The sequence below is a fragment of the Bradyrhizobium sp. USDA 3315 genome (assembly GCF_054056795.1).
This window is the reverse complement of sequence record NZ_JBSRYP010000001.1, coordinates 5,426,540-5,452,140: the sequence shown is the minus strand read 5'-3', so window position 1 is coordinate 5,452,140 and position 25,601 is coordinate 5,426,540. Positions and strand designations below refer to the sequence as shown.

The following is a 25,601-nucleotide window of genomic DNA, read 5'->3' as shown; positions in this document are numbered from 1 at the left end:
AGCTGCTTTCAAAAGGAGCGAAGTAACCGCGATAAAAAGGCCGCCTCCTGAGCCGGTCATCGCGATTTGATCTATATCAAGGCCGCCCAGTCGACCAGGTTCAGCCATACTAACATGGCGAAAGAGCGCTTCGCCGGACCAACGATGTCGCCTTTTGACCCTGGCTGTGTGAAAACGCTGGGCTGCTGTTATGATTCTCCTGTGATTCTTTGGGGGAATCGATGAGGCGCTTCGTTGAAGAGGCGGATCGTGGACAGCGGTCGCTGTTGCCCGAATGCCTCGATGACTTCATTGACGAGAGCAACCCTGTTCGCGTGATCGACGTATTTGTCGATGCGCTCGGTTTGGCTGAGATGGGCTTTGAGGGTGTGGAGCCGGCGGCCACCGGTCGGCCGTCGTACCATCCCTCGGTGCTCCTGAAGCTTTACATTTACGGTTATCTGAACCGGGTACAGTCGAGCCGGCGGCTGGAACGAGAGGCCGGGCGCAACGTCGAGGTGATGTGGCTGCTGGGTCGGCTCGCTCCCGATCACAAGACGATTGCGGACTTCCGCAAGGACAACGGCCTGGCGCTGCGCAGGGTATGTGCGCGCTTCGTCGAACTCTGCCGAGAGATGGGTCTGCTGGCGACGGCGAGCGTCGCCATCGATGGCAGCAAGTTCAAGGCCGTGAACAACCGGGACAGGAACTTCACGCGCGCGAAGATGGAGCGACGGCGTGCTCAGTTGGAGGAGAGCGTCGCGCGCTATCTGAGCCAACTTGACACGGCCGACCGCCAGGAGCCGACCGAGGCCCTGGCCACGAAGGTGACGAGGCTTACCGAGAAGCTGACGAAACTGAAGGAGGAAATGGGCAAGCTTGCCGTCTACGAGAAGCAGATGCTTGCGTCACCCGACCAGCAAATCTCCCTGACCGACCCCGACAGCCGCTCGATGGCGACGAGCGGGCGCGGCTCTGGTGTTGTCGGCTACAACGTACAGGTCGCCGTAGACACCGAACACCATCTGATTGTGACGCACGAGGTGACGAACAGCGGCTCGGATCGGGCACAACTTGCCAATATGGCCAAGCGGGCGAAGGCTGTTCTGAAGACTGAGACGCTCGAAGCTGTAGCCGATCGCGGCTACTTCAACAGCCCAGAGATCCTTGCGTGCCACGAAGCGGGCATCACGGTAACTCTGCCCAAACCGCTAACGTCCGGCGCTAAGGCAGACGGACGCTTCGGTAAACAGGACTTTGCCTATTTGCCAGAGGAGGACGTCTATCGCTGCCCGGCCGGGGAGCGGCTATCATATCGCTATACGAATGAAGAAGACAGCAAGGTGCTGCGGCGCTACTGGACCACGGCCTGTCAAAGCTGTTCGCTCAAGACCCAATGCACGCCTGGGTCAGAACGGCGGATTACGCGATGGGAGCATGAGCATCTGCTCGAGGCTGTGCAGCAGCGCCTTGATGCAAGCCCGCACGCCATGCGTCAGCGCCGCGAAACTGTCGAGCATCCGTTCGGCACCATGAAGGCCCGCATGGGAGCGACACACTTCCTCACCAAAACGCTTCCGAAAGTGGCGGCCGAAATGGCGCTCTCCGTCCTGGCCTACAATCTGACACGGGTCATGAACATCGTCGGGATCAAGCCGCTGATGGCTGCGATCGCGGCATGACACCAATCCAGTCCCGACTGCCTCGGGACTGGCGTTTTTACACGACCAAGACCCACTGCGAAAGCTTCGCTCAAGCTCACGTTTGACGATCCTGCAGCAGAGGCGGATTTTCAACGAGACCGCCAAACGCGAACATCGAAGTTCATAGCAAACGCAATTGCATTCAGCGCGTTCCTGTGGGGTTCGTTCGGAATAGGGCAGATGAATTTGCGGTTTAAGACGTCGAGCAATGGGCTGAGACGTTCGCCGTCGCTTCCACGCTGGACGCACGACCTTCCCCGTCGCCGGCTGGTTTGCTCTGGCTACTTCTGTCCCGCGCGGCGGATCAGCACGTTTTCGAGGAAGAGATACTCGATGCCGGTGCTAAGGAAGGTGTCGATGGCTTCGCGCGGGGTGTTGACGATCGGCTGCCCCTTCACGTTGAAGCTCGTGTTCAGCACCATTTCGCGGCCCGTCGCCCGGCCGACGGCCTGCAACAGCGCGTGGAACTCTGGATTGTCCCCGGCGTCGACCGTCTGCACGCGGGCCGAGCCGTTGACGTGGGTGATCGCCGGCAGCGCGGCGCGATGCTCGGGGCGCACGTCGGCGGTCATGATCATGTAGGGAAGCTTGAGACCTTTCGGCACCTCGAACCAGTTCTCGACCTGCTCGAGGGTAACCGCCGGCGCAAACGGGCGGAAGGCTTCGCGCATCTTGACCATAGCGTTGATGCGATCGCGCATTTCCGGATGACCAGGATCGGCCAGGATGCTGCGGTGTCCCAAGGCACGGGGGCCGAATTCCATGCGTCCGCGGTACCAGCCGAGCACGCGCCCGGCCGCGATGAGCCTGGCCGCCACCGCACAGGTCTCGTCCAGATCCGGAAAGCGCGTGATCTCGATGCGGCCGGCGGTGTCGGCGAGCGCCCTGTCGATCTCGCTCTGCGAGTGTGCGGGGCCGAGGAAGGGGACCGGCATCCGGACGTTCTCCACGCCGCGGTCGCGCGACGCCGACCAGAGCGCGGCACCGAGCGCGGAGCCGTCGTCGCCGGCGGCCGGTTGAACGTAGATCTCGTCGAACAGGCCGGACTGCAGCAGGCGGCCGTTGGCGGTGCAGTTGAGCGCGACGCCGCCCGCCATCGCGAGCCTGCGCAGGCCGGTGCTGCGGCCGAAATGGCCACAGATGTGGAGCATGACTCTGTCGAGGCATTCCTGCAGCGCCGCGGCGACGTCGCGGTGGTCGTCGGTGACGTCGCCGTCGGGCGCGCGGGCCGGGATCAGGTGCTCGTCGAGATGGCGTCGCGTCGCACCGTAGGTTTCGCGATCGTGGCGCTCGGTATTGAGGCGAAGCAGAGGAATCCTGATCAGCCCGTCGTCGCGCAGCTCCACGGTGCGCTCGAAGAAAGGACGGTGGCGGGCGGGGTCGCCGTAGGGCGCGAGGCCCATGATCTTGTATTCGTCGGAGTTGAAATCGAAGCCGAGATGCAGCGTCAGGGTGGAATAGAGGATGCCGATCGAATCCTGGGCGGTGATCTCTGCGAGCTTGTCGATCTCGCTGTCGTGCGCGTGATAGACGCTGACGGCGTGGACCTCACCCATGCCGTCGAGGACCACCACCAGGCAATCGTCCCATCCGGAGGTGTAGTAGGCGCTGGCGGCGTGGGACAGATGGTGATTGACGTGGTGGACCTTGCTGGCGGGAAATCCGGGCAGGTGCTCGTCTACTTGCGACAGCAGTTTTTCGCGCGAGAAGACCTCCCTGTATTGTCGGGCGGAGGTCGGATCGAGCATGAAGGCGGCTTTGTAAGGGGAATAGTCGAAGCCGTGAGAGATCGCGTCGATGTCGGCCGGCTTCAGGCCAGCGGTCTCCAGGCAGTAGCTGATAGCGCCGATCGGGAAGTCGCCGGTATGTTTCTTGCGGCTGAAGCGCTCTTCGGCGGCACCGGCGACGATCCTGCCGTCGACCACCAGCACCGCAGCCGAATCGTGGCCTTGCGAGATCCGATATTCGCGTTCCTCCAGCCCCGGCCAGTGCTTCTTCTTGAAGGGGATCGAGCTCTCGAATCCACTGATGCCGATTACTTTCGCCATATTCAACAACCCCTCGACGGATCACGCGCAAGCGAAATTCGAGCAGGTTCCGCGACATCGTTGCAGAGAAACCGGAGAATTCAAGGTCCACAAAAGTGCAGTGCCGTAGCCCCCGGAATAGTCGGCCGCGCATCCGTTCCCATCGCTCGACGGAGTACCACCTTTGCGTCGGGGGACCTCGCGAGCATCTGCTACAATATGACGCACAGTACTCCCAACCCACAGCGTTCCTGCGCCTTTTTGGATGGAGGTGGCTGATGGATGCGCTTTCCGATATCCGCTTTGAAGTCTTTAGCACGTGCCCGCAATCCGGCACGGTCCCGGCGGCTGACTATGTCGAACGGGTGCAGGCCATAGCCCGCTGGAGCGAAGAGGCAGGCTGCAAGGGGATCCTAGTCTACACGGAGAATTCCCTGGTCGATCCCTGGCTCGTCTCGCAGGTCATCTTGCAGGGCACCAAGCAGCTCTGTCCGCTGGTGGCGGTGCAGCCCGTCTACATGCATCCGTACAGCATCGCGAAGATGGTGAGTTCGCTGGCGCATATGTACGGACGCCGGCTCTATCTGAACATGGTCGCGGGCGGCTACACGACCGAGCTGACGGCGCTCGGCGACGCGACGGCGCACGACAAGCGGTACGCCAGGCTCGTCGAGTACACCGGCATCATCAAGCTGCTGCTGGAGAACGCCGAGCCGGTGACCCTCGAAGGGGAATTCAATGTCGTCCGGAATCTCAGGATGACGCCGCCGCTGCCGCCGGAGCTGCTGCCCGGCGTGTTCGTGTCGGGCTCCTCGGAAGCGGGGCTCGCGGCCGCCAAAGCGCTGGGCGCGACGCCGGTGAGATATCCCAAGCCGTCCGCAGAGTACGGACCGGCGGACGCCGCCGACTGCATGGGTTCGGGCGTGCGCGTCGGCATCATCGCCCGCCCGAGCGCCGACGAGGCCTGGCGGGTCGCGCACGAGCGCTTCCCCACGGACAAGAAGGGGCAACTGGCGCACAAGCTGGCCATGAAGGTTTCGGATTCGGCGTGGCACAAGCAGATGTCCGATCTTGCGGCCGAGACGGCCGCTCAGGATACGCCTTATTGGCTCGTCCCGTTCGAAAACTACCAGACCTTCTGCCCGTATCTGGTCGGCAACTACAGTGTCGTCTCCGACGAACTCGCGCGCTACGCCGCGGCCGGCTACGGAACGTTCATCCTGGACATCCCGCCCACACGCGAGGAACTAGTCCACACGGGCGAGGTCTTCGGATTGGCGCTGACGAAAGCCCGGCGTCGGAAAGCGTCCGTGCTTCGCGATTCGGCGCGTCAGGGATTGGCAGGCTAAACGAGGATCGCTCGATGGAGTTGCGCACGGACCGATCACGGCGAGGGCTGTGGACAGGCTTCCTGCGCTCGGCAGAGCTGTTTCCCGACCGTCCTGCCGTCGTTGCGCAGGGCGCATCGCTGTCGTATCGGCAGCTTCGCGAGGTTGCCGTCCGCATCGCGGCTTGCATCCAGGCCCATCGCGAGGTGTCATGGACGCCCCTGACTGCCGTGTTCGCGCATCGCAGCGCAACAGCGTTCGCCGGCGTGCTCGGATCGCTTCTTGCGGGGAACGGCTACGTGCCGCTGAACCGCACGTTCCCGGTCGAGCGGACCAAATCGATGTTCGTCCGTTCGGAGTGCCGCTCAATCATCGTCGACGCAGAATCCTTGCCGCAGATGGACGCGCTCATGGAGGGCGTGGACGAACGGCTGCTCGTGATCGCGCTCGGTCTCAAGGATCCGCACCCCTATCGCGAACGATGGCCACGGCACGTCGTCGTCGGGGCGGCCGATCTCGAAGAATACACCGACTGGCGCGAGCCGGAGGCGTGCGAGGACGCGATCGCCTATCTGCTGTTCACATCCGGCAGCACCGGAACCCCGAAGGGGGTGATGGTTGCGCACCGCAACGTCGTCGCCTATGTCGATCATGTCGCGGTGCGCTTCGCCATCACGGAGCTGGATGTTGTCTCGCAAACGTTTGACATGACGTTCGACCTGTCGGCCTCCGACATGTTCGTGGCGTGGGAACGCGGCGCGTGCGTCTGCTGTCCCTCGCAGAAGACCCTGATCAATCCGGGGCGATTCATCCGCGAGCAGGGGCTGACGGTCTGGTTCTCGGTGCCCTCGATGGTCGCCCTAATGAAGCAGTCCGGCCTCCTGAAGCCGGGAGGGTTTCCCTCGCTCAGGCTGAGCTTGTTCTGCGGTGAGCCGCTTCCCGTCAGTTGCGTCGAGGCTTGGACGATGGCCGCGCCGAACAGTGTCGTGGAAAACGTCTATGGACCCACGGAGTTGACCATCGCATGCACCGGCTATCGATGTGATCCAAACCGCGCGCTAGCCGAATCGGAGATGGGAATTGTGCCGATCGGCGCTCCGTTCCCGGGAATGGACGTGCTCGTCGTTGACGAGCGTCTAAACCAGGTCGAGCCGGGCGCGGATGGCGAACTGCTGATGCGCGGTCCGCAGATGTCACTCGGCTACTGGAAAGATCCCGAGAAGACCGCTGCGGCCTTCGTTGTCCCGCCTGGACGGGAAGACGTATTCTACCGTACCGGTGACCGTGTGCGCCGGCCCGCTGGCGACGGTCCCCTGACCCATCTCGGCCGCATGGATTCCCAGGTGAAGATCCTCGGGCACAGGGTCGAACTCGGCGAGGTCGAGGCGGTGGTGCGCGAGGCCTCAGGCGTCGACGGCGTCGTGGCGATCGGCTGGCCCATCACGTCGAGCGGCTATGTCGGCATCGAAGTGCTCATCGAAGGAGGGGCGGTCGATCTCGACCGGCTGCGCGAGGCGGTCGCCGCCCGCCTGCCCGACTACATGGTCCCCAGACGATGGCACGTCCGCAGTCGGTTGCCCCGCAACGCCAACGGCAAATACGACCGCAAGTCCATGCCGGCGCTTTTGGGGGACGGTCAATGAACCTTCCGACCCCGGACGACGTCCGCTCGTTCTTAGGAGCCTTCCTCAACCGCAAGCTGGAGGACCGCGGACTGCGTCCGCTGCGCGATCTTCCCGACGACTACGACCTGCTGCTGTCGGGAGCCCTCGATTCCCTAGCCTTCGTCGAGATGATGATGGCGGCGGGCGAGCACTTCGACAGGGAAATCGATTTCGAGGATCTCGACCCCGAACGGATGACGCTGATCGGCCCCTTATGCTTGTTCGTGTCGGAGCAATTGACACAGCCTCGGTAGCGAAAAGGGGCGATCGGGTCATCGCCACCATGATATCCCGGTGACTGGGCTCGCACATTGGACGGGCGCCGGGATGGGAAGTGAATTCGGGTTAGGGAGAGGTTGATGGTGCAGACCGGTACGCGGGCGCAAATTCTGACGCGCTCCAAGTATCATGCCGCCGACATCCTGCTCCGGCTCCTAAAAAGCCGACGGCGTCCCGCGTCCGGTCAAACCGTATCGGCGCCGCTGACCGGAAGCGCGTTGGCGCCGGCCAAGCAGCGAGAGGTCCGGTTCGCGGATTTCGAAAGCGTCGCGAAGCTGAAGGAACGCGGGGGACTTGCGAAAGACAGCCTGGAGAACTGGCAGCGGCTCTGGCAGCAGAATCCCGCATTGGTCGCCGCAAAATCGCAGCCCAGCATGGGATGGGTGCTGGAGACCGAGCAGGGGATTGTCGGGTACCAGGGAAACATTCCCGTCCTCTACCAGCTCGAAAGCCGAACGATAATCGCCGCGATAGCCGCTGGGCTGGTGATCGACCCCTCGTACCGCACTCGCTGCATCGGCCTGCTGGCTTCGTTCTTCCGGCAGCGAGATGTCGATCTCTTTGTGATCACGCACTCGACCGCATCCGTGGTCAATCAATCAAAAGCCCTTCATGCGAGGTCGTTGCCTGACCCCGACTATGACAAGATTTTGTTCTGGATCCTGGATGTTCATCAGTTCGCGCGGGCGCTTGCAGCGAAGTTCGGCCGCGGGAGCGGAATGGAGGCGGTCGGGACTTTCCTTGCCTCGTCGGCACTGCGGCTGGATTCGCTCCGTCGCGGACCGCGGGGCCGTCTGATGAGCAAAATAACGGAAATCGATGTGAAGAACATCGGGGACGAATTCGAAGCACTGTGGCGGCGCAAATTGCGCGAGGCCCCTCGGTTGCTGGCGGACCGAAGCCCCGCCTCTCTCAGGTGGCACTTCACGCTCCCAGGGAGCTCTTCGACGGTTGCCGTGCTCTGCTGCCATCGATTCCAGCGCTTGGCAGGGTATGCTGTCGTCCTTCATGCGGTCGACCGCAAGACCGGCTTGCGACGGTCGATGCTTGCCGACATCCTGGTGGAGCAGGACGACCCGGACGTGACCGAGGCGCTACTTGATGCGGCGTATTCGAACGCGGTCGCTTCGGGCGGTCATCTCTTCGAGGTGGTCGGCGTGGCCGGACACATCAGGCGGATCATGATGAGCTGGAAACCTTACGTCAGGAGCTACCCGACCGATCCGCTCGTCTACAAGACGACGGACCAGGCCCTGGCCCGCGCCCTCGCGGACGAGAACGCCTGGTACGCCGGCCCATTCGACGGCGACGCAACGCTGCTGCCGTGACGACTCCTTTCAGCCCGCGCGGCGGAACGAGGCGAGCGGCGTGCTGATGCCCAAGGCCGACGTGCATTCATATCGCTTCTATGTCGCCTTTTCAGGGCAAAGCGAACGCGGCCTTTATGATCGCCCTAGCGAAGCGTAACCTAACATCTTCGGGGTACGACGTTGGTGGGTTACGACGGAGCCGTCATCGGGCCGCGCTTTTTGTGCGGACCCGGTGGGTTACGGCGTAAGCATGCGGCGTAGGCCGCCGGCTGGCTGGTTTGTCCAGTTACCGGCTAAACCTCGTCGGGCTTTTCGGCCTTCGGCTTAACGATCGCCGCGAGCACCTGGCGGCGTTCTTCAATGATCCAAGGAGCGTCCTTGTGGATCTGGATCAGATGTTTGAGGTTCTCGATTCCATCATCGGTGAACGCCATCACCCCGTCTTCACCGACACCGACGACCCATAGCTGGCCGTCCTCGGTGTCCATTTCTTCGGCGACCTCGAACAGCCATTCCTCGTCTTCGCCGAGCATCTCAGCGACATGGCCGAGAGTGAACACGTGGCTGACCTTGTTGACGTGCCCCATCAAGCCGCCTGTGCCGCAAGGCCGTGCTGTTGCGCAGTCTTCCAGTTCCAGGGCAGCAGCTCATCAAGCCTGTGGGCGGGGTGGGTGGCGATGCGAGCGAGTACATCAGCGAGCCAGGCCTGAGGGTCGACGTCGTTCATCTTGGCAGAGACGATGAGGCTATACATGGCGGCGGCTCGGCGCCCTCCGCGGTCGGACCCACAGAATAACCACGACTTTCTGCCCAATGCGATGCCGCGCAGCGCTCTCTCGGCTGCATTGTTCGAGAGGCAGACGCGACCATCGTCGAGGAGGCGTGTGAAGGAGGCCCAGCGCTTGAACATGTAGTTCATGGCCTTGGCCAGATCGTGGCCGCGGGAGAGCTTGGCGCACTGCTCGCGCATATAGGCTTCCAGATCGGCGACGAGCGGTGCGCTCTGCGCCTGGCGAACAGCCTTTCGTTGGTCGGCGTTTTGGCCATTGATAGAGCGCTCGATCTCGAACAGAGCGTCGATGCGGCGCATTGGCGACGGGCGAGATGACGATTTCCTTCTTTCCGGCCGCTTTGCGCCGCGCGTTTTCCTCAAGATCCGCCATGGCGAAGAACGGGCGCCGGGCATGGACCCAACAAGCCGCTTCGCTGATAAGCCCAGGACTTCGCTCGGGCTCGTAGAGCTTGATGTATCCGCCGAAGGCGTCGGCCTGGAGGATGCCGGTGTAGTTGGCCAGATGCGCCTGCGGATGCTCACCACTTCGATCGCGCGAGTAATAAAACATCGCCGCCGGCGGATCTGAGCCGCCGAAGGGGCGGTCGTCCTTCACATAGACCCAGCATCGCGCGACATCGCACTTGCCCAAGGCCAGCACGGGCACGGTGGGTGAGTAGGCCGGAGGGATTTCACCTCCAGCCTCTCGCAGAACCGGGCGTGAGACTCTCGCCTCACCCGGCTCCCATCAGGCAAGCTTGCCGCCATCGCCGAGTTGCCAATGCACAAAGAGCCTGCGCTTCTCACGCGCGATCTTCTCCAGGAAGAGACGCGCGCGTCCTAAACGGTGATGGAAGCGCTTGTACTTTCGCTTCAGCCAAATAGCTAACGTCTGGTTGATGTAGCGTGCCAAAGGATAAAGCGCTGAGCGCGTGTATTGCCCATAATAAGCGATCCACCCCCTAACCATCGGGTTTAGCTCGCGAGCAATATCGTCCAGCGTCACCTCGGTTCGCCTGCGAAGTTTCAAGCCTCGGACCGTTGCCCGCATGGCGTTCAGCGCTGGTTTGCTGACCGCTGGGGTGAACCCACAGAACATCTTCTGCGAATGCGGCCCCAGGACCGATCGTGGCCGGAAGCAATAACCGAGAAAGTCAAACATGACCGTCTCGCTTTTACCTCGGCGTCGATCATCCTTGCAGTAGACGATCCTCGTCTTCGTAGGATGCAATTCCAGGCGGCACTTCGCCAGCCGAGCCTGGAGCGCTTCGCGAACGCTTTGCGCCTCCATCTCATTCCGACAATGTACCAACCCGTCATCCGCATACCGACACCACCTGAGATCGGGGAACATCCGTGCCATCCAGAGATCAAATGCATAGTGCATGAAGAGGTTGGCGAGGATCGGGCTCACCACGCCCCCTTGTGGGGTACCACGGCTTCGCTCGATTATCGTTCCATCCTCTTGCACCATCGGCGCTGTCAGCCATCTTTCAATGTAGAGCAGCGCCCATGCGCACGTCACATGTTTCCGGACGGCCCGAAGCAGAAGCTCGTGGTCGATATTGTCGAACAGTCGCTTGATGTCGAACTCCAGAACCCAATCGTACTTCTCGCCTCGCGGTCTTCTCCGCTTGTGCTTCCTATTTCGACTCAATCATTGCGCGCTCGACTTCGTCAGCGAGTGCTCGGTGATGCGCTGCCAGTTTGACGAACAGCGCTTTCTTTGCCGCGTTGGTCGCGAGCTTGCTGATTAGTTCGCACTCTTCCGCCTCGACGCTGGCAGATGATCCGGAAGTGGCTTATCGAGTAGGCCGGCGACCAGCACAGCGAGCGCTGCGCCTTCGATGGCCCCCTCGGCGTATTCGACCCTATCCCACTCGAAATGGAAGACCGCCGAAGCGATGGCCCGCATTCCGTCGATCGTCGTCGGGCGCATTGTGATCATGCGGGCGTAGAGCGCGCGCAACTGATCCATGGCGCCATCAAACGCCTCTTGCGCCGCTGCTAAGCCCGACTGCTCGTCAGCGTCGGCTATAGCTGCATTGTACCCGCTGCGCGCCTCCTCGCCGCGCAGACACGCGTCCCGATAGGTCCCCGGACGGGTATGACCGGCGGGCGATCTCAACCAGGCGGCCCGTTTCATCGTTCGCGGCATCCCGAAGCCGCGATATTTCGACGAACCGCCTCCCCAGTTCGGTCAGCTCGGCATCTGGACTGGCCAAGGAAACAGTTGTTGCGGCAGTCGGCGCCGCTGCGGCATCAGCCGATCAATACACACCTAAGATTTTGAAAACAATACAATTAATTTAAGCTACCGAAATTAGCCCACAGTCCAACCCACAAACACGAACGGCCCCGACGGCGCGCCGAGGCCGCCATTCCAGACTCCCGGTCGAGCGCGCCACCTGTCTCCGGGAGCAATGAAGGGACTCATTGGCCCGACCACTTGTTCCTGAGGATGGCGATGCCGCACAACAACGATAGCGGCCCTGGCGCCGCTTTAAACTCCCGGTCGGGGGGCAACCTATCGCGGGAGCCTGTGTAAGATTCCCGACATTACCACTTGTTCCTGCTCCTCTCGCAACATCACAGTGCGTAACAAGAAGTGCCCTTCGGCCAATCACCGAGGCCACAGGTTCTGCGGTTGACTCTGCGCTGGGGATTTCAGGGCCCCCAGTTCAGGAAGGAAACGCCGCCGGGCGTGTATTTTTGAGACCGGCGGCGTCTTTTCTTGGGACTATTTCGATGATCCACACGGCTTTCGTGAAGTTGGGCAGCAAAGACAGTAGTTGCCCGCCCTCCAAAAACTCGATTCCGAAATCTTTAATAAATTCGGACCAGCCTCCATCCGCGACAGGGAGGTGTGTCATGCGTAATCATGACTTCGTGCCCGATGGATTCCTCGCGCTAATCGCGACCTGCCTTGTGCTGTTGTGCTCGGGCCTGCTCGTTATCGCATTTAGCTAGTCTGACCTTGGCACCCTCATCGTTCCGGATGCTCCTATGGGCCGCTTGGGGACACCCGCGCAGAGCACAAGCATGCCGCATTTTCATCACGCAAAAACGGCTGGCCTGCTCATCCAGCATTCACGTTCAACTTCCTACTGTGTGGGGTGCCTTAGATTCCACGAGAGGAAACCATGAAGCTTGAATTTGCACTTGTTGGACTTGCTGCGCTCGGCAGCCTTGCTGCGGCAGGTAGCGCGTCAGCGATGCCGCTCGCCACACTTTATCCCGCTTCAAACGTCGAGAACGTTGCCGTAGTCTGCGGCCCGAACGGCTGTGTCCGCACGGCGCCCGTCTACAGGCCGTACGGCTACGGTTACGGCTATCGTGGCTACGGCGTCCGTCGTTACGGATACGTGCACAGGGGCTACGGTTATCACAGGGGTTACGGCTATCACGGCGGTTATCGCCGCTGGTGATTTCGCGCAAAAGCCCGTCGGTAGGATCATCCGGCGGGCAGATTGATCTGCATCACTCGCGTGTGTTGACCGCCCTGCTACCGCAGTGTTGCTGGGATTGCAGGGCCAGCTGGAAGACCGCCGCCGGGATGCTGCATTCAAGCCCGGCGGCGTACTTTTTGATCAGATCCAGGCCGCCGCCCGCGCTCACCGTCTGGGCCGGCTTCTGATTAATGGAACGGCAACGTCGTTTGCATAAGATGCAGCCCACTCGCTGCGGGACGCTCGAAAATGACCGAGTACGTCATCAGGGAAGTTGGCCTTCGTCAGTGGCTCGTGTTTGCCGATCGGCGAAGCATCGCTTTTTGCGCCGACGAAGATGAGGCGGTGAAAGCCATGGCCGAACATAGCGCGCGCCACCGTCGACCACCGGAAACAATGGAAATTGCGCCAGGGGAAAACCCGCCGGCGTGAACCGGCGGGCGCCTCGCCTTCACGCTAGGCTAAGTTGACGGCTGCAGCGGCCATCGTCTGCCGTAGCTGATAATGCCAGCCCTCCCGACCGATGCAGTCACTGTTGGGCCATTCCTCGCCCTTGTCTTCGTACTGGTTCACGTACTCGAGAACCGCAGCAACGCCGGCCAATGTCGTCGGAATTGTCCTGGCCAGATCCCAAGCTGCATCGGCCTCCGCATGGCAGCATGCTCCTTGATGGTCGTCGGCCAGCCAATAGGCCTCAGAGCGATATTCGGTGGCGTCGGTCGCCGTGATGGCTGCATTGTGGTCCGCGTCCGCCTGCTGGTGTTTTGCGATGGCCTCCAAAGCCGGATCAGTGGCCTGCGGTGATCGCCCTCCTCGATTCAGCGCTGAGGCGGCGACCGGGTTACCAGCAAGCAATATGAGATCGAACGCGACGGACCATGCGACGATCTGCTTCTCGTCGCGCAGGTAATACTGCGCCTTGGCGTCGCCCAAGACCGCCCCTTCAAAAGCCATCGAGGCCATCGATTTTACAGCAAGTTCGGAGAGATCTCTGGCCCGCACTAAACCGATGCCATGCTGCGCATCTCGATAGCACTTTTGAGCCCTCTCATAGTGCTCAAGCTTGGGTGTAAGCTCGAGATCATCCGCCAGCCGCTTAGCCCGACGCGACCATTGTCGGTATGCCCGCGGAGCGCTTGGGCTGGGGTTCTTGGCCTCCCACGCCCGATACCGATCCCAAGCTTCCTTCCGAGTTGCGCCGGCTTCCTTAAGCGCCTCATAGGCGGCTTCTAACGCGCGTGGAAGGCGTCGCGAAGCTCCGGGCGCGCGTCGTCGACATGAGGGACAACCAACGGTGCTTCCACTGCTGAGATCGGCGCGAGATATTCGCGATCATTGGCGCATGCCCTGGCGCCGCAAGCCCGCTCGTCATCTCCGCTACTGTCCGGCCCCGTCGATCGCAACGGCGGAAGACGGTGCTCATGTTCTGCGTCGGGTGCCAGCACAACGGCCGGCTGAAGCTCGCCGATCTGCCTGGATTGGGACTGGGCTGAAAACTCGGCGCACATCAAGTGCAGCGCTTGCGGTCGTTCCCGCTATCGCAAGGCTCATTAGGAACTTGAAGCGTTGTTGAGCCGTTTGGAGATTGCAAGACAAACGAGCATGACGCACGGTTCAGCCATCGCAACGAGATGTACAAAGAGCCGATCATTGACGAGTTAAGGCAGATTGAATTCGCGACAGTCGAAGGAGAACGGCGGCTGGCGGAGAAAGAAGCGCAGCTCATCGAATGTAGGCGGCTGAATGAGGACACGAGCAAGATTGAAGCCGAGCTTGCGGTAATGCGCGAAGTACAGCTTGATCGCGAGAGGCTTCGCCAGCGCCTGCTTTCTCTTCTGCACCCCTTATAGCGCGACAATCAGGATGAGAGCGCGTATTGCCTCACATATCGATGCTCCCGAGTGCGATCGGTTGCCTCATTTATTTTGCTCCCGGCTTGGGTTGAGGAGCAGGCCGGGTGCGGAGATGGCCGGGGTTTCGGAGCGCCCGGCCTCCTCCGCTGGCACCTGGCACATCATTGGGGTGTTGTGACCTCATACTCCGGAAGCGTTTCCTCCGTAGGAACGAACAGTAACGCGTTCGCTTGCTCGCTGCGCCAGGATTTAAGTCGACGTTGAAGCGTTCGAAGAAGCTTGTTCGGATAGGCTCCAGGATATTCCACCTGCAACCGGGAGAGCAGTTCGCTGCCAGTCCGCCAAGGTTCGACTTCAAACCATTTTCGCAAATCTGGCGTTGCCCTGATGAGCGGGTCGGGACGGCGCCGACCTCTCTTCGCTTTCGCGATTGGCCGATCCGTCGGTCGCATAGCTCCGTCCTTCCAGGCGGTTCGTAGACTTGCCAGAAAGAGATCAATCGATTGCGATACCCCACAGGATTGACGATAGGCTGGGTATCCGCAAGCGCCGCGAGGCCTTCCTGCGCGCCGCGGATATCGCGCAACAACGCGACCGGGTCGAGAGCGGCATAGATTTCTTGGAGTTGGGCGCGAACCGCGTCGGGCGTGCGGGCGTCGGCGGCCAAGCGCTGGTGTGGTGTTGTCGGCGCGCTGTATGTCTTGCGCACACGCGCACCGTCGCGCTGCTTGGCTATCAATTGAACGAGGGTTGGAAGAAGTTCACGAACAGCCGCGCCGATCGATAGAGTTCAGCCAGCAGGTTGGCCGCTTCCAGGCCCTCGAACCGACGATAGCCGACCATCCTGCGCACGGCGGCGCCGTTCTTCTGCTCGACGAACGCCTGGTCATTCTTTCGGTAGGGCCGGCAACGCGTGAAGACGATGTTGGCCGCCTCGCAGTAGGCTTTCAACGTCTCGTTCATGAACACGGTATCATTGTCAGTGTCGAGGCCGAGCAGCGCAAAAGGCAATTGTTTGCGCAATTCCGTCAGCACCGCACTCAACAGCGTCTGTTCGCGCACGATCAGAGGAGCGCACTCCGTCCAGCCAGTAGCAATGTCGGTGAGCACGAGGGTCTGTATGAAGCTGCCGCGCGCAGATGGACCGCTATGCGCGACAAGGTCGGCCTCGACGAATCCCGGCGCCGGATCATTCCAATCTGCCGACGTCCTTATTGGAACACTGCGACGCAATGAATGCGCCGCGTGCCGCCGGCGCTTGCGACCTAATTCTTCTCGGACCCGCACCAATGCGCGGTCGATCGTCGCAGCGCTCATCGCCAAAAGTCTGTCGCGGATCTCGGGGGCAAGGTCGAGGTGGCCGTGCCGTTCCATCGCCTCAATCAGCGCAGGCATTAACGCCTTCAGCCGCTTCCCGCAGATCCGGTCTGACGCCTCCCAAAGGAGCACGAGCGCGTTGTGTTCTGCCTCATTATAGACTCGACATCGCGCCCGTCGGCCTTGGCGTGCGTCTTCCTGACCTCGAAGTAGTCGCATCGCATGCTTGCGATGGAATCCGGTGATGTCGACGAACTCGTCCAATATCTGCGCCTTCTTCGCGCGATCCGAACGCCGATAGCGCGCGCCTGCTGCCGCCGTCAGTTCCTTCCGCGTTGCCATGCTTAGCCACCCCATCTTCGCCCCCGCTCGTTCCCGATCCAAGGGAGCAATTTACGTGAGGCAACGGCTCAGCATCCGGTAACAATTAGGGCGAGGCAATGCGGAGTCTCACCCTGATCGCCGCCGCGCACGCGGGGCTGCCGCGTGTTTGACCGCTTCGCAGACTGGAGCGCGCCGCGCTCAAACCGTCTGATATGCCTTCGTGGCCTGGGCCCGAGCGCTAGATGCTCTGGGAATTCCGATGGAGCTATTTCTTTGACGCAGGACCATATTTCGCAATCCGAACAACTGGCGAGCGTCGCAGCTCTGACGCCGAAGGCGGTTGACTTGCTAAATCTTCAAAAGAGGATTTCCGCTGTCCGGTTCGGTTAGGATCGCGGTGTCACTCGATGGCTGCGAGGCGGATACCTTCGACGAGAAGCACATAACCGTCAGGCCGCATCCACGGTCGCTTTTCCGGCCAACGCTCAAGCTGCTCCAGCGACTGGGCGCGCCTCGTCAAACGCCCAGGATAAGCGGCGCGGCAATGGATTGGAAGGTAACTACATAACCCGGATGCAGGCGAGCAACTTGGCGCAATGCCTGCAGCGCAGGCCGTGACATCGCGTGGAAGGAACTGCAAGAGCCCACGCCAGATCAACCAAGGCCACATTAGCAGATCGTGCGGGCTGGCACGGATCGCCTGCTACAATCTTTCGAGTGCTCTCTCTCGATATCCGCCGCCCCTCAGCAACCTCTATTACTTTCCGCGCGTGGAACAAAAACATCGGCAGGAGAAACGGGCCTCAGCGAGGATACCGAGCTTGCCGCTTTCCCCGGATTCCTACGGACGCGTTAACCACTTGCTGTCGCAGCCTAAGCAACTCGTTAACAGGGAGGTGCGATTATGCGGTCTTTGAGCGGAGAAATAGTGAAATGTCCAAGGGCATGGTCAAGCTGTTTAAGGAAGACAAAGGCTTCGGATTCATAAAGCCGGATACCGGTGGGGAAGATATCTTCTTCCATGTCACGTCCCTTCTGCCTGGAGTAACACCTAGGCCAGGTGATCGTGTTACTTTCGAACTCGGGGTTGATCGAAGAACCGGACGTAGCCGGGCCGACAAGGTTATGATGGGCTAAGACCCTCGCTCCAACGCGAACAACCGATCTGCGCAAAAATCGGAATCCTTTACCAAAAGTTGCCGTGCCCATTTCACGACTCGGGGATGCGCACCCTTCTCCCATGAGTGCGCATGGGCAGCCCCGCCCGCGCAAGACATTGATTTCATTCGGATAACAGGCCCCTAAAAACGCAAAATTTGGCAGTTCGGACCACATCAAGCTGACGATCGGCTGTCCTCCGAACGCGCAATGAGGCCGCGCCTGCGAAGTCGCGCGGTGAGCCCGTCAAGAGGGACGGGTTTGAAGTTCGGTCGCTCAGCGCCGCTTGAATCGTGACTGATCACGAGTTCATAACCCGGCAGGGTCTGCCGGCTGACGACATGGCGCAGGTCGTACGCAAACTGTTTGAGCGGCGAGAGCAGCCATTCTTCGTCGGCGACTGCTATTCCTAGCGGCTGGACGGACCGGTCGTCGCCGAGACATTTCCGCGGTTCGCGCAGAAGCCGGTCGAGGTGAAGCAGAGTTCGTGAGCCGCTAGCGCTCGCGCCAGGCGCGCATCAGCTGATCGGAGAACGGCTTGAAGAGGTAAGACATCACTGTGCGCTGCCCGGTCTGAATAAAGGCTTCGACTGGCATGCCCGCGATCAGCTTCACGTCGCCGAGGCGGGCCATCTCCGCCTCCGTCACCGCAATGCGGGTGACATAGAAGCTGGTTCCAGTCTTTTGGTCGTTCGTGACATCAGCGGACACGTGGTTCACTTCACCGTTTAGCTGCGGCGTGGTCCGCTGGTTGAAGGCGGTGAAGCGCAGCAGCACCGGCTGGCCGACCGATACCCGATCGATCTCATGCGGGGCGATGCGCACTTCGACGACCAGCAGGTCGTGGGCGGGGACGATCAGCATGATCGGCTCGCCGGCGGTGACGACGCCGCCTATCGTGTGCAGCGCGAGCTGCTGCACGGTGCCGTCCTGCGGCGCCCGGATATCGATGCGCTTGAGCTGATCCTCGGCGGCCACCCGCTTCTCGACCAGTTCCGAGGTCTTCGCGCGAATCTCGGCAAGCTCCTTTCCCACCTCGGTGCGGAGATCCTGATCGACCTGAATGATTTGCAGCGCGGTCTCGGTGATCCGGCCCCTCGCTTCGGCGATGGAGGCGACCAGAGCCCCGCGTTCGCCGTGCAGGCGCACCGCATCGCGCTCAAGTGTGGTCACGCGCGTGATCTGGACCAGGTTCTTGCGCCACAGATCGCGCACGCCGACGAGCTCCTGGTCGACAAACCTCGTCTCGCCGTCTTTCGCGGCGATCTGCTCTTCCAAGCCGCCGATCTGCTCTCGCAATTGGCCGATGCGCTCGTTGAGCTGGGCCTTCTTGCCTGCTCGGGCGGTGCCGCGCAGCTCGAACAGCTTGTGCTCGCCGACGAGCACGCGCGCCACGTCCGTGTCGGAGATACGCGCGATAAGGTCCGCCGGAAAGTCGACGCGCTTTTGGTCGTCGCGCTCCGCCTCGAGCCGGGCCTGGCGCGCCGCTAGCTCGTCGAGGCTCTTGAGAATGACCAGAAGGTTGGCCCGCGTCACCGTCTCGTCGAGGCGCAGCAGCACGTCTCCAGCCTTCACCCTCGAGCCCTCTCGGACATTGAGTTCGCCCACCACGCCGCCGGTCGGGTGCTGCACCTTCTTGCTGTAGCTGTCGACCACCAGCGTACCTGCGCCGATGACGGCGCCCGCGAGTTCCGTCGTGGCAGCCCAGCCGCCGACGGCGCCGGCGAGAAGGATGACACCCACCAGTCCCGCGCCGAGGTGCCGGCGGATCGAGAGCGGCACGACGTTGACCGGCTCGCGGTTCATGGGCTCGTTCATGGGCTCGCTCCCTCGCTCACGACCTTGAGCGGTACCGGAGCCGGCCGCGGCTGCATCATCTTGGCCAACAGCGCATCCTTCGGCCCGAGCGCCTGCACACGTCCCTGCGACATCACCATCAACTGGTCGACGCCGGAAAAGCGCGCTGGTTCGGTGCGCGACGACGATGACAATGCCGCCGCGTGCGCGCACGCCCATGATGGCTTGCGTCAGGGCCTGGTCGCCCTCCATGTCCAGGTTGGAGTTGGGCTCATCGAGAACCACCAGGAACGGATCGCGGTATAGCGCACGGGCGAGCGCGATGCGCTGGCGCTGCCCGGCCGAGAGCGCCGCTCCAGCCTCGCCGATCTGCGTGTCGTAGCCATCAGGCAGTTGCAGGATTGTTTCATGCACACCGGCCGCTGTCGCGGCGGCGATGGTCGCCGGCACGTCGGGTTCGGGATCAAATCGGGCGATGTTCTGGGCCACCGTGCCGGCGAACAGCTCGACATCCTGTGGCAGATAGCCGATGTGCCTGCCGAGTGCTTCCGAATTCCATTGTTCGAGGGCGGCACCGTCGAGCCGCACCTTGCCGCTTGCCGGTGTCCACACACCGACGATGGCGCGCACCAGCGATGACTTGCCCGCCGCACTCGGGCCGACGATGCCGAGCCCTTGTCCGGGCTGTAGTGTGAAGGAAACCTCGAGCACCACCGCGCGCTGATCGCCCGGCGGGGCCACGGAGACGGTCTCGACGGCGAGGCTTTTGCACGGCGGCGGCAGCGGAGTCTTCTCCGACTCGTCCGGGAGCTGCGCCCAGTATTGCTGCAGACGTTTCCAGCTCTGCCGGGCGGCGACCAGGCTTTTCCAGTGCGCGATGGCGAGCTCGACCGGAGCGAGCGCGCGCGACGTGAGGATGGCGCCGGCAATGATGATCCCGCCACTCGCCTCCTGTCGGATGACCAGATAGCCACCGACGCCGAGCACCGCCGATTGCAAGGCCATGCGCAGCACCTTGGAGGCGGAGCCGAAGCCGCCGGCGATGTCGGCGGCGCGCCTCTGGCTGGCCATGTAACCGTCGTTGGCCGCCGCCCAACGCGCGGCGAGGCGCCCACGCATGCCCATGGCGTGCAACACCTCGGCATTGCGGCGGCTGGCCTCGGCCAGGGCATTGCGCTGTGCTACCCGCCCGGTGATGTCCCTGGCGTGCGCACGCGTCAGCCGATCGGTGACTAGCGTCAGCAAAACGAGCAGCAGCGCGCCGATCAACGCGGTGAGCCCCAGCAGCGGGTGGAACAGGTAACAGATTGTGAGATAGAACGGGATCCACGGCAGGTCGAACAACGCGGTCGGCCCGAGCCCCGAGAGATAGCTGCGGACCTGATCGAGGTCGCGCATCGGCTGCAGCCCGTCGCCGCTGATGCGCGCCCGCAGCGGCCAGCGGGCAACAATGTCATAAGCCCGCTCCGAGAATGCGCGATCGAGCCAGTCGCCGATGCGGATCAGGATGCGCCCGCGCAAGATGTCAAGGAATGCATGGAAGAGGTAGAGGCCGCAGGCCAGGACGACGAGGCCGACGAGCGTCGGCACGCTGTGGCTCGGCACCACGCGGTCATAGACTTCCAGCATGAAGAACGAACTGGTGAGATATAGCACGTTCAGCATGGCCGTGATCAAGCCGATGCCGATCAGCACGCCGCGGCAGGCCCGGAGCAGCGACGGAAGATCGTGTGCGGTCGGTGACCCGTCGTGATCGCCGGCGGGAGCAGGCCGCATGCGCCCCCGCCGCCTTCGCGCCAGCCGGAGAAGGATGATTGCCGCCACGATAGGCAGCGCCGCGCGGAGCATGAAATCGCGCGGCCCGTCAAGAGCCGGGCCGAACCAGGCTTGCGCGTTGGCGGCGACTTGAGACCAGCACTCCGAGAGAATGTCCAACACGCGTATCGATTCCTAGGGGCTCTCGACCTCAAGAGACTTTGGCTCGGCGGCGCGGAGGCGCATCCATGTCGGATGCGTCTCCGCGCGACGGAACTAGGCCAACGGCCAGTGGCTCACGGTCGTCGAGTCCGGGTTGTCCACCAGCACGTTGAAGGTGGCCTTGGCCGTATCGCCATCGGCGTCGGTGTTGACGATCCGGAACTGGATGTCCTGATCGTTCACCGGGGCGGCCACCTGGGTGGTGAAGTTGATGATGCGGACACCCGCATTGGTGTCGACCGGGGTGAAGAAGAACCGGATGTATCCGGTCGAGAATGTTTCTCCGGCGGCATCGTGATTGCTGCCGGGCACGATAGTATTGCCCAAGTCCGCAACGGTGACGTGGACGTTGCCTTGCTTGAGACCGCTGATGGTTGGGTTCTCGTAGTCGATCAAATCGCCGGCGGAGTTGAACAGCCAATACTCCGCCTTGATGCTGGTGACGTTGCCGATTCCGGCCACATCGAAGGCCAGGTTCTTGAGGTTGAGGCCGCTGCCTTCATTGAAGAAGAAGCCCTCGTTCATGTTGATCTGCGACGCCTGCCCGTTCTTCACCCCGAAGCCGATATTGTCGGGGTTGAGGTCGTCGGCCGGGTTCGAGGTGCCGAGATCCGCGGTCAGCAACTGGGCCTGGGTTTGCAGTCCGAGGGCACCTGTATCGGCGGCGGGGAACAGCAGTCCGTTGAAGACGATGTTGTGGCCGCCGCTGGTGCTGACATTGAGCGTCTCGACCGGGCTCCCCGACTTGATGGCGCTGAAGTTGAGCGTCTCCGGCGGGTTGGCGAGCGTCTGCAGCACCGTGAAGGTGTAACCTGTGTCGGATACGCTCAGCTGGTAGACACCGTTGCCGCCGGAATCCTTGTAGGTCAGGACTGTATGATCGGTGTTGTATGACTGCGTGAGCCCGGTGATGGCAGCGGCGGCATCGATCGTGACCTTGGCCCCGTCGGCGCCGTCGGGTGACGTGAACGAGTCCGATCCCGAGGAGCCGGCAGTGAAGCCGACGGCCGGATGCTGGGCGTCCTGCCCGGAGAGGCTCTGCACCCCGCTGAGGCTTGGACCATCGTCGAGCAGCTGGAACTTGTTTCCGATGTTGGCCGCCGCGGCGGCGCTCGTGTCACCGTCCTTGTCGGTGGCAGTGGCCGAGAGCGTGATCAGGTCCGCGGCCATGCTAGCGCTGGCTTCGGAACTGTCGCCGACCGCCCCATCAGTGCTGGTGGTGTCGGCGGTCGCTTCCTTGACGGCCCGAAACTCCGAGAACGTGACGGTTCCTGCCGAATCGACGTGAACACCGAAAACGAGATCACCGCCTGAGTTCGTCTTGCCGATAACGTCCCCGGTGACGATGTTGTGGCTGGGGTCGTTGGCACTCGCAATACTGAGCAGAACAGCCTGTCCCGACACGGAATCGACCAGCCCGGAATCGACGTTGGCGGACTTGACGCCGAGCGTGTAGCCGCCGACGGCTCCAGCCCCGTCGGCGCCGTAATTGGGTGTGAACAGGCCGCTGAAGCTGCCGGACGTGGTGGTGTTCGCTGCATTGGGGGTGGAGCCGGCCGCAAGATAGCTCTCGTCGACCTGCAGTGCGGTGGCAGTGCCGTTCGCCAGGATGCTTGGCCCGTCGTCCTCGAACAACAGGTTGCCGCCGACGCCGGTATGCGCAGTGTCGTTCGTCGAGTTCGAGACGCTGAACGTGAAATTGCCGGCGTCGAAGCTGACATTGGATCCGCTGCCGCTGACCGGTTGGGCGTTGGCGACCACGAAGCGGTCCATGTGGCTGGATTGCGCGACCTGGAAGTCGACGGTGTAGTTCTTTTTCAGGCCATCGATGAAGTATGATCCGTCGCCCGCAGCCGTAACGGTGATGCCTGATGTGACTAGCTGGGTCTTCGCGAGGTCGGAATACACCTTGATCGTGTTGCCGAGGATCGGGACCAGCGTCTGGTCGTTGCCGGCCAAGCCGCTGCTGCCGATGCTGGTGGTCGAGACAAGATTGCCGGCCTGAAGATCACTCGTTTCGTTGAAGGCATATATGTGCACCTTAACAGTGGTGTTCGCGTTCCCGGGGTTCACCTGGGTCAACGAAAAGCTCGCCTCCGTCACCGAGGCCACATGCGTGCTGTAGCTGAGCTTCGTCAGATCATGCACGTCTGGATTTGTCAGGGGGAAGTCGGGGTAGTTCACGTGATTGACGACATCGACGCGCACCGCCTCTCCGGGATTGAGCGCTTGCGAATTGTTGCCGAGGCCCTGTGTGCTGACGGTCACTTTCGAGCCCGGCGCCAAGCCGGTGATGAGCATGTCGGGATCGCTGGTGTCCGTCCCGGCGGTCGCGGTCTGCTCGATGGCCGACCAGTCGTCAGATCCGGACGGCACGTGGCTGAAATCGCCGAAGCCGACCGTCGTCGTCGTCGTGAAGAAGGCCTTCACATCGACGAGGCCGGAAAGGTTAAGCGTATCGGCGTCGTCGATCCCGGTGGTATTGGTGTGCTTCAGCGCCTCGTACTGGATGGTCCAGACGTTGCCGCCTGTCACGTTGCCGGAGGTGATGGTCTCGTCCAGCACGATAGCGAAGGCGACGGTGCCTGTGGAACTGGCTTGCCAGGTTTGGCCACCGTCCGACGTTGTGCCCTCGCGCCCGAGCAGGATGTGGCTGTTGGAATCGGTGTAGAGGAAGATCTGCGCGCCGTCGCCGGTGGCGAAAATCTGGGTCGGCGTGCCGTTGGTGATCGTCCCCCCCGTGGAGTTCGAGAATTGCAGGTCGGTGACGGTGGTCGTGCCGAGCTGGATGAAATCGGTACCGGCACTGCCGATCGTCCGTGCCGCAGCTTGCGGAAACACCACGCTCGTATCACCCGACTCTTCGCCGGTGGAGCCAGCCGCAATGCCCAGACTGGTCTTGAGAGCCGCGCTCATGTTCGTAAGCAGGAAAGACCAGGCAACTTCGTTGTCGGGCCCCGCCTGAACACCCGTGTCATTGTCAGTGCCGCTGGTCTGCAAGCTCGCGGCTTCGTCGATGATGAGATTGCCGTTGATGGTCAATACTGATGCCATGATTTCCTCCCTGGGAAAGGCGGCGCTCGTTCGTACCTTCTTCGGAACAGGCGGTCGCCGCCCGGGCTCGCAATCGCCCAACGGTTTCGCTGCAAAACAATGCGCAATCCAAGCGTCAGCTCTTCGGCGATCTGTGGCGCTCGCCGGGAGGGGACGTCAGTTTCTGGAAGTCCGTTAAGACGGGGCGCAGCGGAAGCTTTGTCGCTATTTCGCGTACGCCCCTCCGACGCTGCCTGAATAATCAGTCGCGGAGAGAAGTACCTGCAATCGAATGATCGGATGCTTTTGCATGCTATTCTCCCTCGATCTGCTGCAAACTGCTGCGAACGCAAGTGGAGAAGCAAACACCGTCCAACAAATTTCGAGGCCATGCCTCCCAATGGAACTTTGCCAGTAAAGGAGTGAGAAAATTCAAGGTAAAGGGTGAAAAAGCAGTACCACCTATGGGGTAACGCGCATCCCGCACACCTATTTTGATAGGACAATGACAATATCGCCCTTTACGTGTGGACACGGCGGGGATGCTGCCAACAGCATGCGATAAGCCGGCACGATGATCATGCAAGAAGTGCTCTGGAAGCTGGGCCGGAAGATCAGCTCCTAACGCTGGACGGCTCCTCCACAGGCACGAGAGTGCCAAGGAGTGGGCGCCGTTTGAGGTTCCCACGATTCGGACTAGCAGCCTACGCAGTCAATTTCGACGATCGGTCTGGATATCGCGAAGTCGGTCTTCCAAGTGCACGGCGTTGATGGAGCCGGTCAGGTGGTCATACGCCGACAGTTGAAGCGCCGGCACGTCCTGGCATTTTTCCAGAAGCTGCCGCCATGCCTGGTGGGGATCGAGGCTTGCGCGTCATTGCATCATTGGTCACGCGAGCTGCGGACGATGGGGCATACGGTGCGGTTGATGGCTCAGGCCTATGTGAAGCCCTACGTCAAGCGGCAGAGCCTTTCGCTCGATCCAGGACCGGGTAGTACGACGGCATGTGATCGAAGCTGTCGAGGCGATGGCGGATCGCCGCGAGGCTCCCGACGACAATGCCGACACGGTGAACATCGCGGACAACCAAGATCGAGCCACCATCCGGCCAGAACGCGGCCATGAAGGCGACCAATGATCGCGATGTCAGCAGCGGCGAGGCAGCGCGATCTCGGCCTGGTTGACCCCTATCCCCAAGGTCGAGATCGCACCTTCGTAATGCCCGGATCAGTTGTCGTACCATTCACTGGAATTCCCCGCGTGTTCTTTACGTCGCTCGAGGCTGAAACGGCGGTGGCGGCATGAGTATGTTTCTTGTTTTCGGACATGCCTTCAGCGCGTCCATTGAGCCGAAGATCGTGCATCTTCTGCACGATCGCGAGGCCTTTAAGAAGGCATTCGTGGCTGGGTTTGAGGAGGCAGCTGCTGCGGGATTCGATGCCGTGGATAAATTGCCGGTCGTGCTCGATGACACGCTGATCAGAACAACCTTCCAAGTGCTGGAAGATAAGTTCAATCGATCAAACGACACATCGGAGCGGCGTAAAATCGTCGCCGAAATACTAAATCTGGCGGAGTTGGCAAAATGACCGCCCCCGACATCGAATTGCGCGCCCTCTTGCTGCCCGAA

Annotated in this window: 19 protein-coding genes and 4 pseudogenes; 12 read left to right on the top strand and 11 right to left on the bottom strand. The window is 61.8% G+C overall.

Features of this window, described 5'->3' with window-relative positions; genetic code table 11:
* Positions 1-221: 221 nt before the first annotated feature.
* Positions 222-1,661, top strand: coding sequence for an IS1182 family transposase (locus tag ACVIYL_RS25315; RefSeq protein ID WP_253607763.1), 1,440 nt, complete (start codon positions 222-224; stop codon positions 1,659-1,661).
* A 302-nt stretch (positions 1,662-1,963) separates the two neighbouring features.
* Here the strand turns inward: ACVIYL_RS25315 and ACVIYL_RS25310 are convergent, their stop codons facing one another.
* Positions 1,964-3,730, bottom strand: coding sequence for a carbamoyltransferase family protein (locus ACVIYL_RS25310; RefSeq protein ID WP_256558684.1), 1,767 nt, complete (start codon positions 3,728-3,730; stop codon positions 1,964-1,966).
* 257 nt (positions 3,731-3,987) lie between these two features.
* Here ACVIYL_RS25310 and ACVIYL_RS25305 point away from each other — a divergent pair, with 257 nt between their 5' ends.
* The 4 genes from ACVIYL_RS25305 to ACVIYL_RS25290 all read left to right on the top strand — a co-directional run bounded on the left by ACVIYL_RS25305 (position 3,988) and on the right by ACVIYL_RS25290 (position 8,308).
* Positions 3,988-5,058, top strand: a complete 1,071-nt coding sequence (locus tag ACVIYL_RS25305) for an LLM class flavin-dependent oxidoreductase (RefSeq protein ID WP_253607761.1) — start codon at positions 3,988-3,990, stop codon at positions 5,056-5,058.
* Positions 5,059-5,072: 14 nt separating this feature from the next.
* Positions 5,073-6,680: an amino acid adenylation domain-containing protein gene (locus ACVIYL_RS25300; RefSeq protein WP_253607760.1), complete on the top strand. Its 1,608-nt coding sequence runs from the start codon at positions 5,073-5,075 to the stop codon at positions 6,678-6,680.
* Positions 6,677-6,955, top strand: coding sequence for an acyl carrier protein (locus ACVIYL_RS25295; RefSeq protein WP_253607759.1), 279 nt, complete (start codon positions 6,677-6,679; stop codon positions 6,953-6,955). Before ACVIYL_RS25300 ends, ACVIYL_RS25295 begins: the two co-directional genes overlap by 4 nt.
* A gap of 105 nt (positions 6,956-7,060) precedes the next feature.
* Positions 7,061-8,308 carry a hypothetical protein gene (locus tag ACVIYL_RS25290; RefSeq protein WP_253607758.1) on the top strand — a complete coding sequence of 416 codons (1,248 nt, stop codon included), beginning with the start codon at positions 7,061-7,063 and terminating at the stop codon, positions 8,306-8,308.
* A gap of 275 nt (positions 8,309-8,583) precedes the next feature.
* Here the strand turns inward: ACVIYL_RS25290 and ACVIYL_RS25285 are convergent, their stop codons facing one another.
* From ACVIYL_RS25285 to ACVIYL_RS25265, 5 genes and pseudogenes are all read right to left on the bottom strand, one after another.
* Positions 8,584-8,877 carry a hypothetical protein gene (locus ACVIYL_RS25285; RefSeq protein ID WP_253607757.1) on the bottom strand — a complete coding sequence of 98 codons (294 nt, stop codon included), beginning with the start codon at positions 8,875-8,877 and terminating at the stop codon, positions 8,584-8,586.
* Positions 8,877-9,476, bottom strand: a complete 600-nt coding sequence (locus ACVIYL_RS25280) for an IS66 family transposase (RefSeq protein WP_456780122.1) — start codon at positions 9,474-9,476, stop codon at positions 8,877-8,879. The genes ACVIYL_RS25285 and ACVIYL_RS25280 overlap by 1 nt, the downstream gene beginning before the upstream one ends.
* A gap of 49 nt (positions 9,477-9,525) precedes the next feature.
* Positions 9,526-9,678, bottom strand: a pseudogene (locus tag ACVIYL_RS25275) (IS66 family transposase); the annotation flags it as partial.
* Between the two features lie 132 nt (positions 9,679-9,810).
* Positions 9,811-10,719, bottom strand: a complete 909-nt coding sequence (locus tag ACVIYL_RS25270) for a reverse transcriptase domain-containing protein (protein ID WP_456780121.1) — start codon at positions 10,717-10,719, stop codon at positions 9,811-9,813.
* A gap of 96 nt (positions 10,720-10,815) precedes the next feature.
* The gene (locus ACVIYL_RS25265) at positions 10,816-11,208 is read right to left on the bottom strand and encodes a hypothetical protein (RefSeq protein ID WP_253607753.1); all 393 of its coding nucleotides are present in this window, start codon (positions 11,206-11,208) and stop codon (positions 10,816-10,818) included.
* Between the two features lie 997 nt (positions 11,209-12,205).
* Between ACVIYL_RS25265 and ACVIYL_RS25260 the strand changes: the two genes are divergently transcribed.
* Entirely contained in the window at positions 12,206-12,490 is a 285-nt protein-coding gene (locus ACVIYL_RS25260; RefSeq protein ID WP_253607752.1) for a hypothetical protein, read from the top strand.
* Positions 12,491-12,760: 270 nt separating this feature from the next.
* Positions 12,761-12,943 (top strand): hypothetical protein, encoded by a 183-nt coding sequence (locus tag ACVIYL_RS25255; RefSeq protein ID WP_253607751.1) that lies wholly within the window; start codon positions 12,761-12,763, stop codon positions 12,941-12,943.
* Positions 12,944-12,967: 24 nt separating this feature from the next.
* Here the strand turns inward: ACVIYL_RS25255 and ACVIYL_RS25250 are convergent, their stop codons facing one another.
* Entirely contained in the window at positions 12,968-13,444 is a 477-nt protein-coding gene (locus tag ACVIYL_RS25250; RefSeq protein ID WP_253607750.1) for a hypothetical protein, read from the bottom strand.
* A gap of 698 nt (positions 13,445-14,142) precedes the next feature.
* Between ACVIYL_RS25250 and ACVIYL_RS25245 the strand changes: the two genes are divergently transcribed.
* On the top strand, positions 14,143-14,361 hold the full coding sequence (locus ACVIYL_RS25245; RefSeq protein WP_253607749.1) for a hypothetical protein: 219 nt from the start codon (positions 14,143-14,145) through the stop codon (positions 14,359-14,361).
* A 164-nt stretch (positions 14,362-14,525) separates the two neighbouring features.
* Here the strand turns inward: ACVIYL_RS25245 and ACVIYL_RS25240 are convergent.
* A pseudogene (locus tag ACVIYL_RS25240) lies at positions 14,526-16,038 on the bottom strand (ISNCY family transposase).
* 900 nt (positions 16,039-16,938) lie between these two features.
* On the opposite strand from ACVIYL_RS25240, the gene ACVIYL_RS25235 reads away from it, so the two are divergent.
* Positions 16,939-17,142, top strand: coding sequence for a cold-shock protein (locus ACVIYL_RS25235; protein ID WP_253607748.1), 204 nt, complete (start codon positions 16,939-16,941; stop codon positions 17,140-17,142).
* A gap of 516 nt (positions 17,143-17,658) precedes the next feature.
* Here ACVIYL_RS25235 and ACVIYL_RS25230 read toward each other — a convergent pair.
* The 3 genes and pseudogenes from ACVIYL_RS25230 to ACVIYL_RS25220 form a co-directional block, all read right to left on the bottom strand.
* The gene (locus ACVIYL_RS25230; protein WP_253609939.1) at positions 17,659-18,969 is read right to left on the bottom strand and encodes an HlyD family type I secretion periplasmic adaptor subunit; all 1,311 of its coding nucleotides are present in this window, start codon (positions 18,967-18,969) and stop codon (positions 17,659-17,661) included.
* Positions 18,970-18,977: 8 nt separating this feature from the next.
* A pseudogene (locus ACVIYL_RS25225) lies at positions 18,978-20,736 on the bottom strand (type I secretion system permease/ATPase).
* A 255-nt stretch (positions 20,737-20,991) separates the two neighbouring features.
* Positions 20,992-23,991 carry a DUF5801 repeats-in-toxin domain-containing protein gene (locus ACVIYL_RS25220; protein WP_456780120.1) on the bottom strand — a complete coding sequence of 1,000 codons (3,000 nt, stop codon included), beginning with the start codon at positions 23,989-23,991 and terminating at the stop codon, positions 20,992-20,994.
* 694 nt (positions 23,992-24,685) lie between these two features.
* On the opposite strand from ACVIYL_RS25220, the pseudogene ACVIYL_RS25215 reads away from it, so the two are divergent.
* From ACVIYL_RS25215 to ACVIYL_RS25205, 3 genes and pseudogenes are all read left to right on the top strand, one after another.
* Positions 24,686-24,934 (top strand): annotated as a pseudogene (locus ACVIYL_RS25215) (IS110 family transposase); the annotation flags it as partial.
* A gap of 43 nt (positions 24,935-24,977) precedes the next feature.
* Positions 24,978-25,109: a hypothetical protein gene (locus tag ACVIYL_RS25210; RefSeq protein ID WP_456780119.1), complete on the top strand. Its 132-nt coding sequence runs from the start codon at positions 24,978-24,980 to the stop codon at positions 25,107-25,109.
* 163 nt (positions 25,110-25,272) lie between these two features.
* A complete protein-coding gene (locus ACVIYL_RS25205) occupies positions 25,273-25,560 on the top strand; it encodes a hypothetical protein (protein ID WP_141341754.1) in 288 nt (95 codons plus the stop codon).
* Positions 25,561-25,601 lie beyond the last annotated feature (41 nt).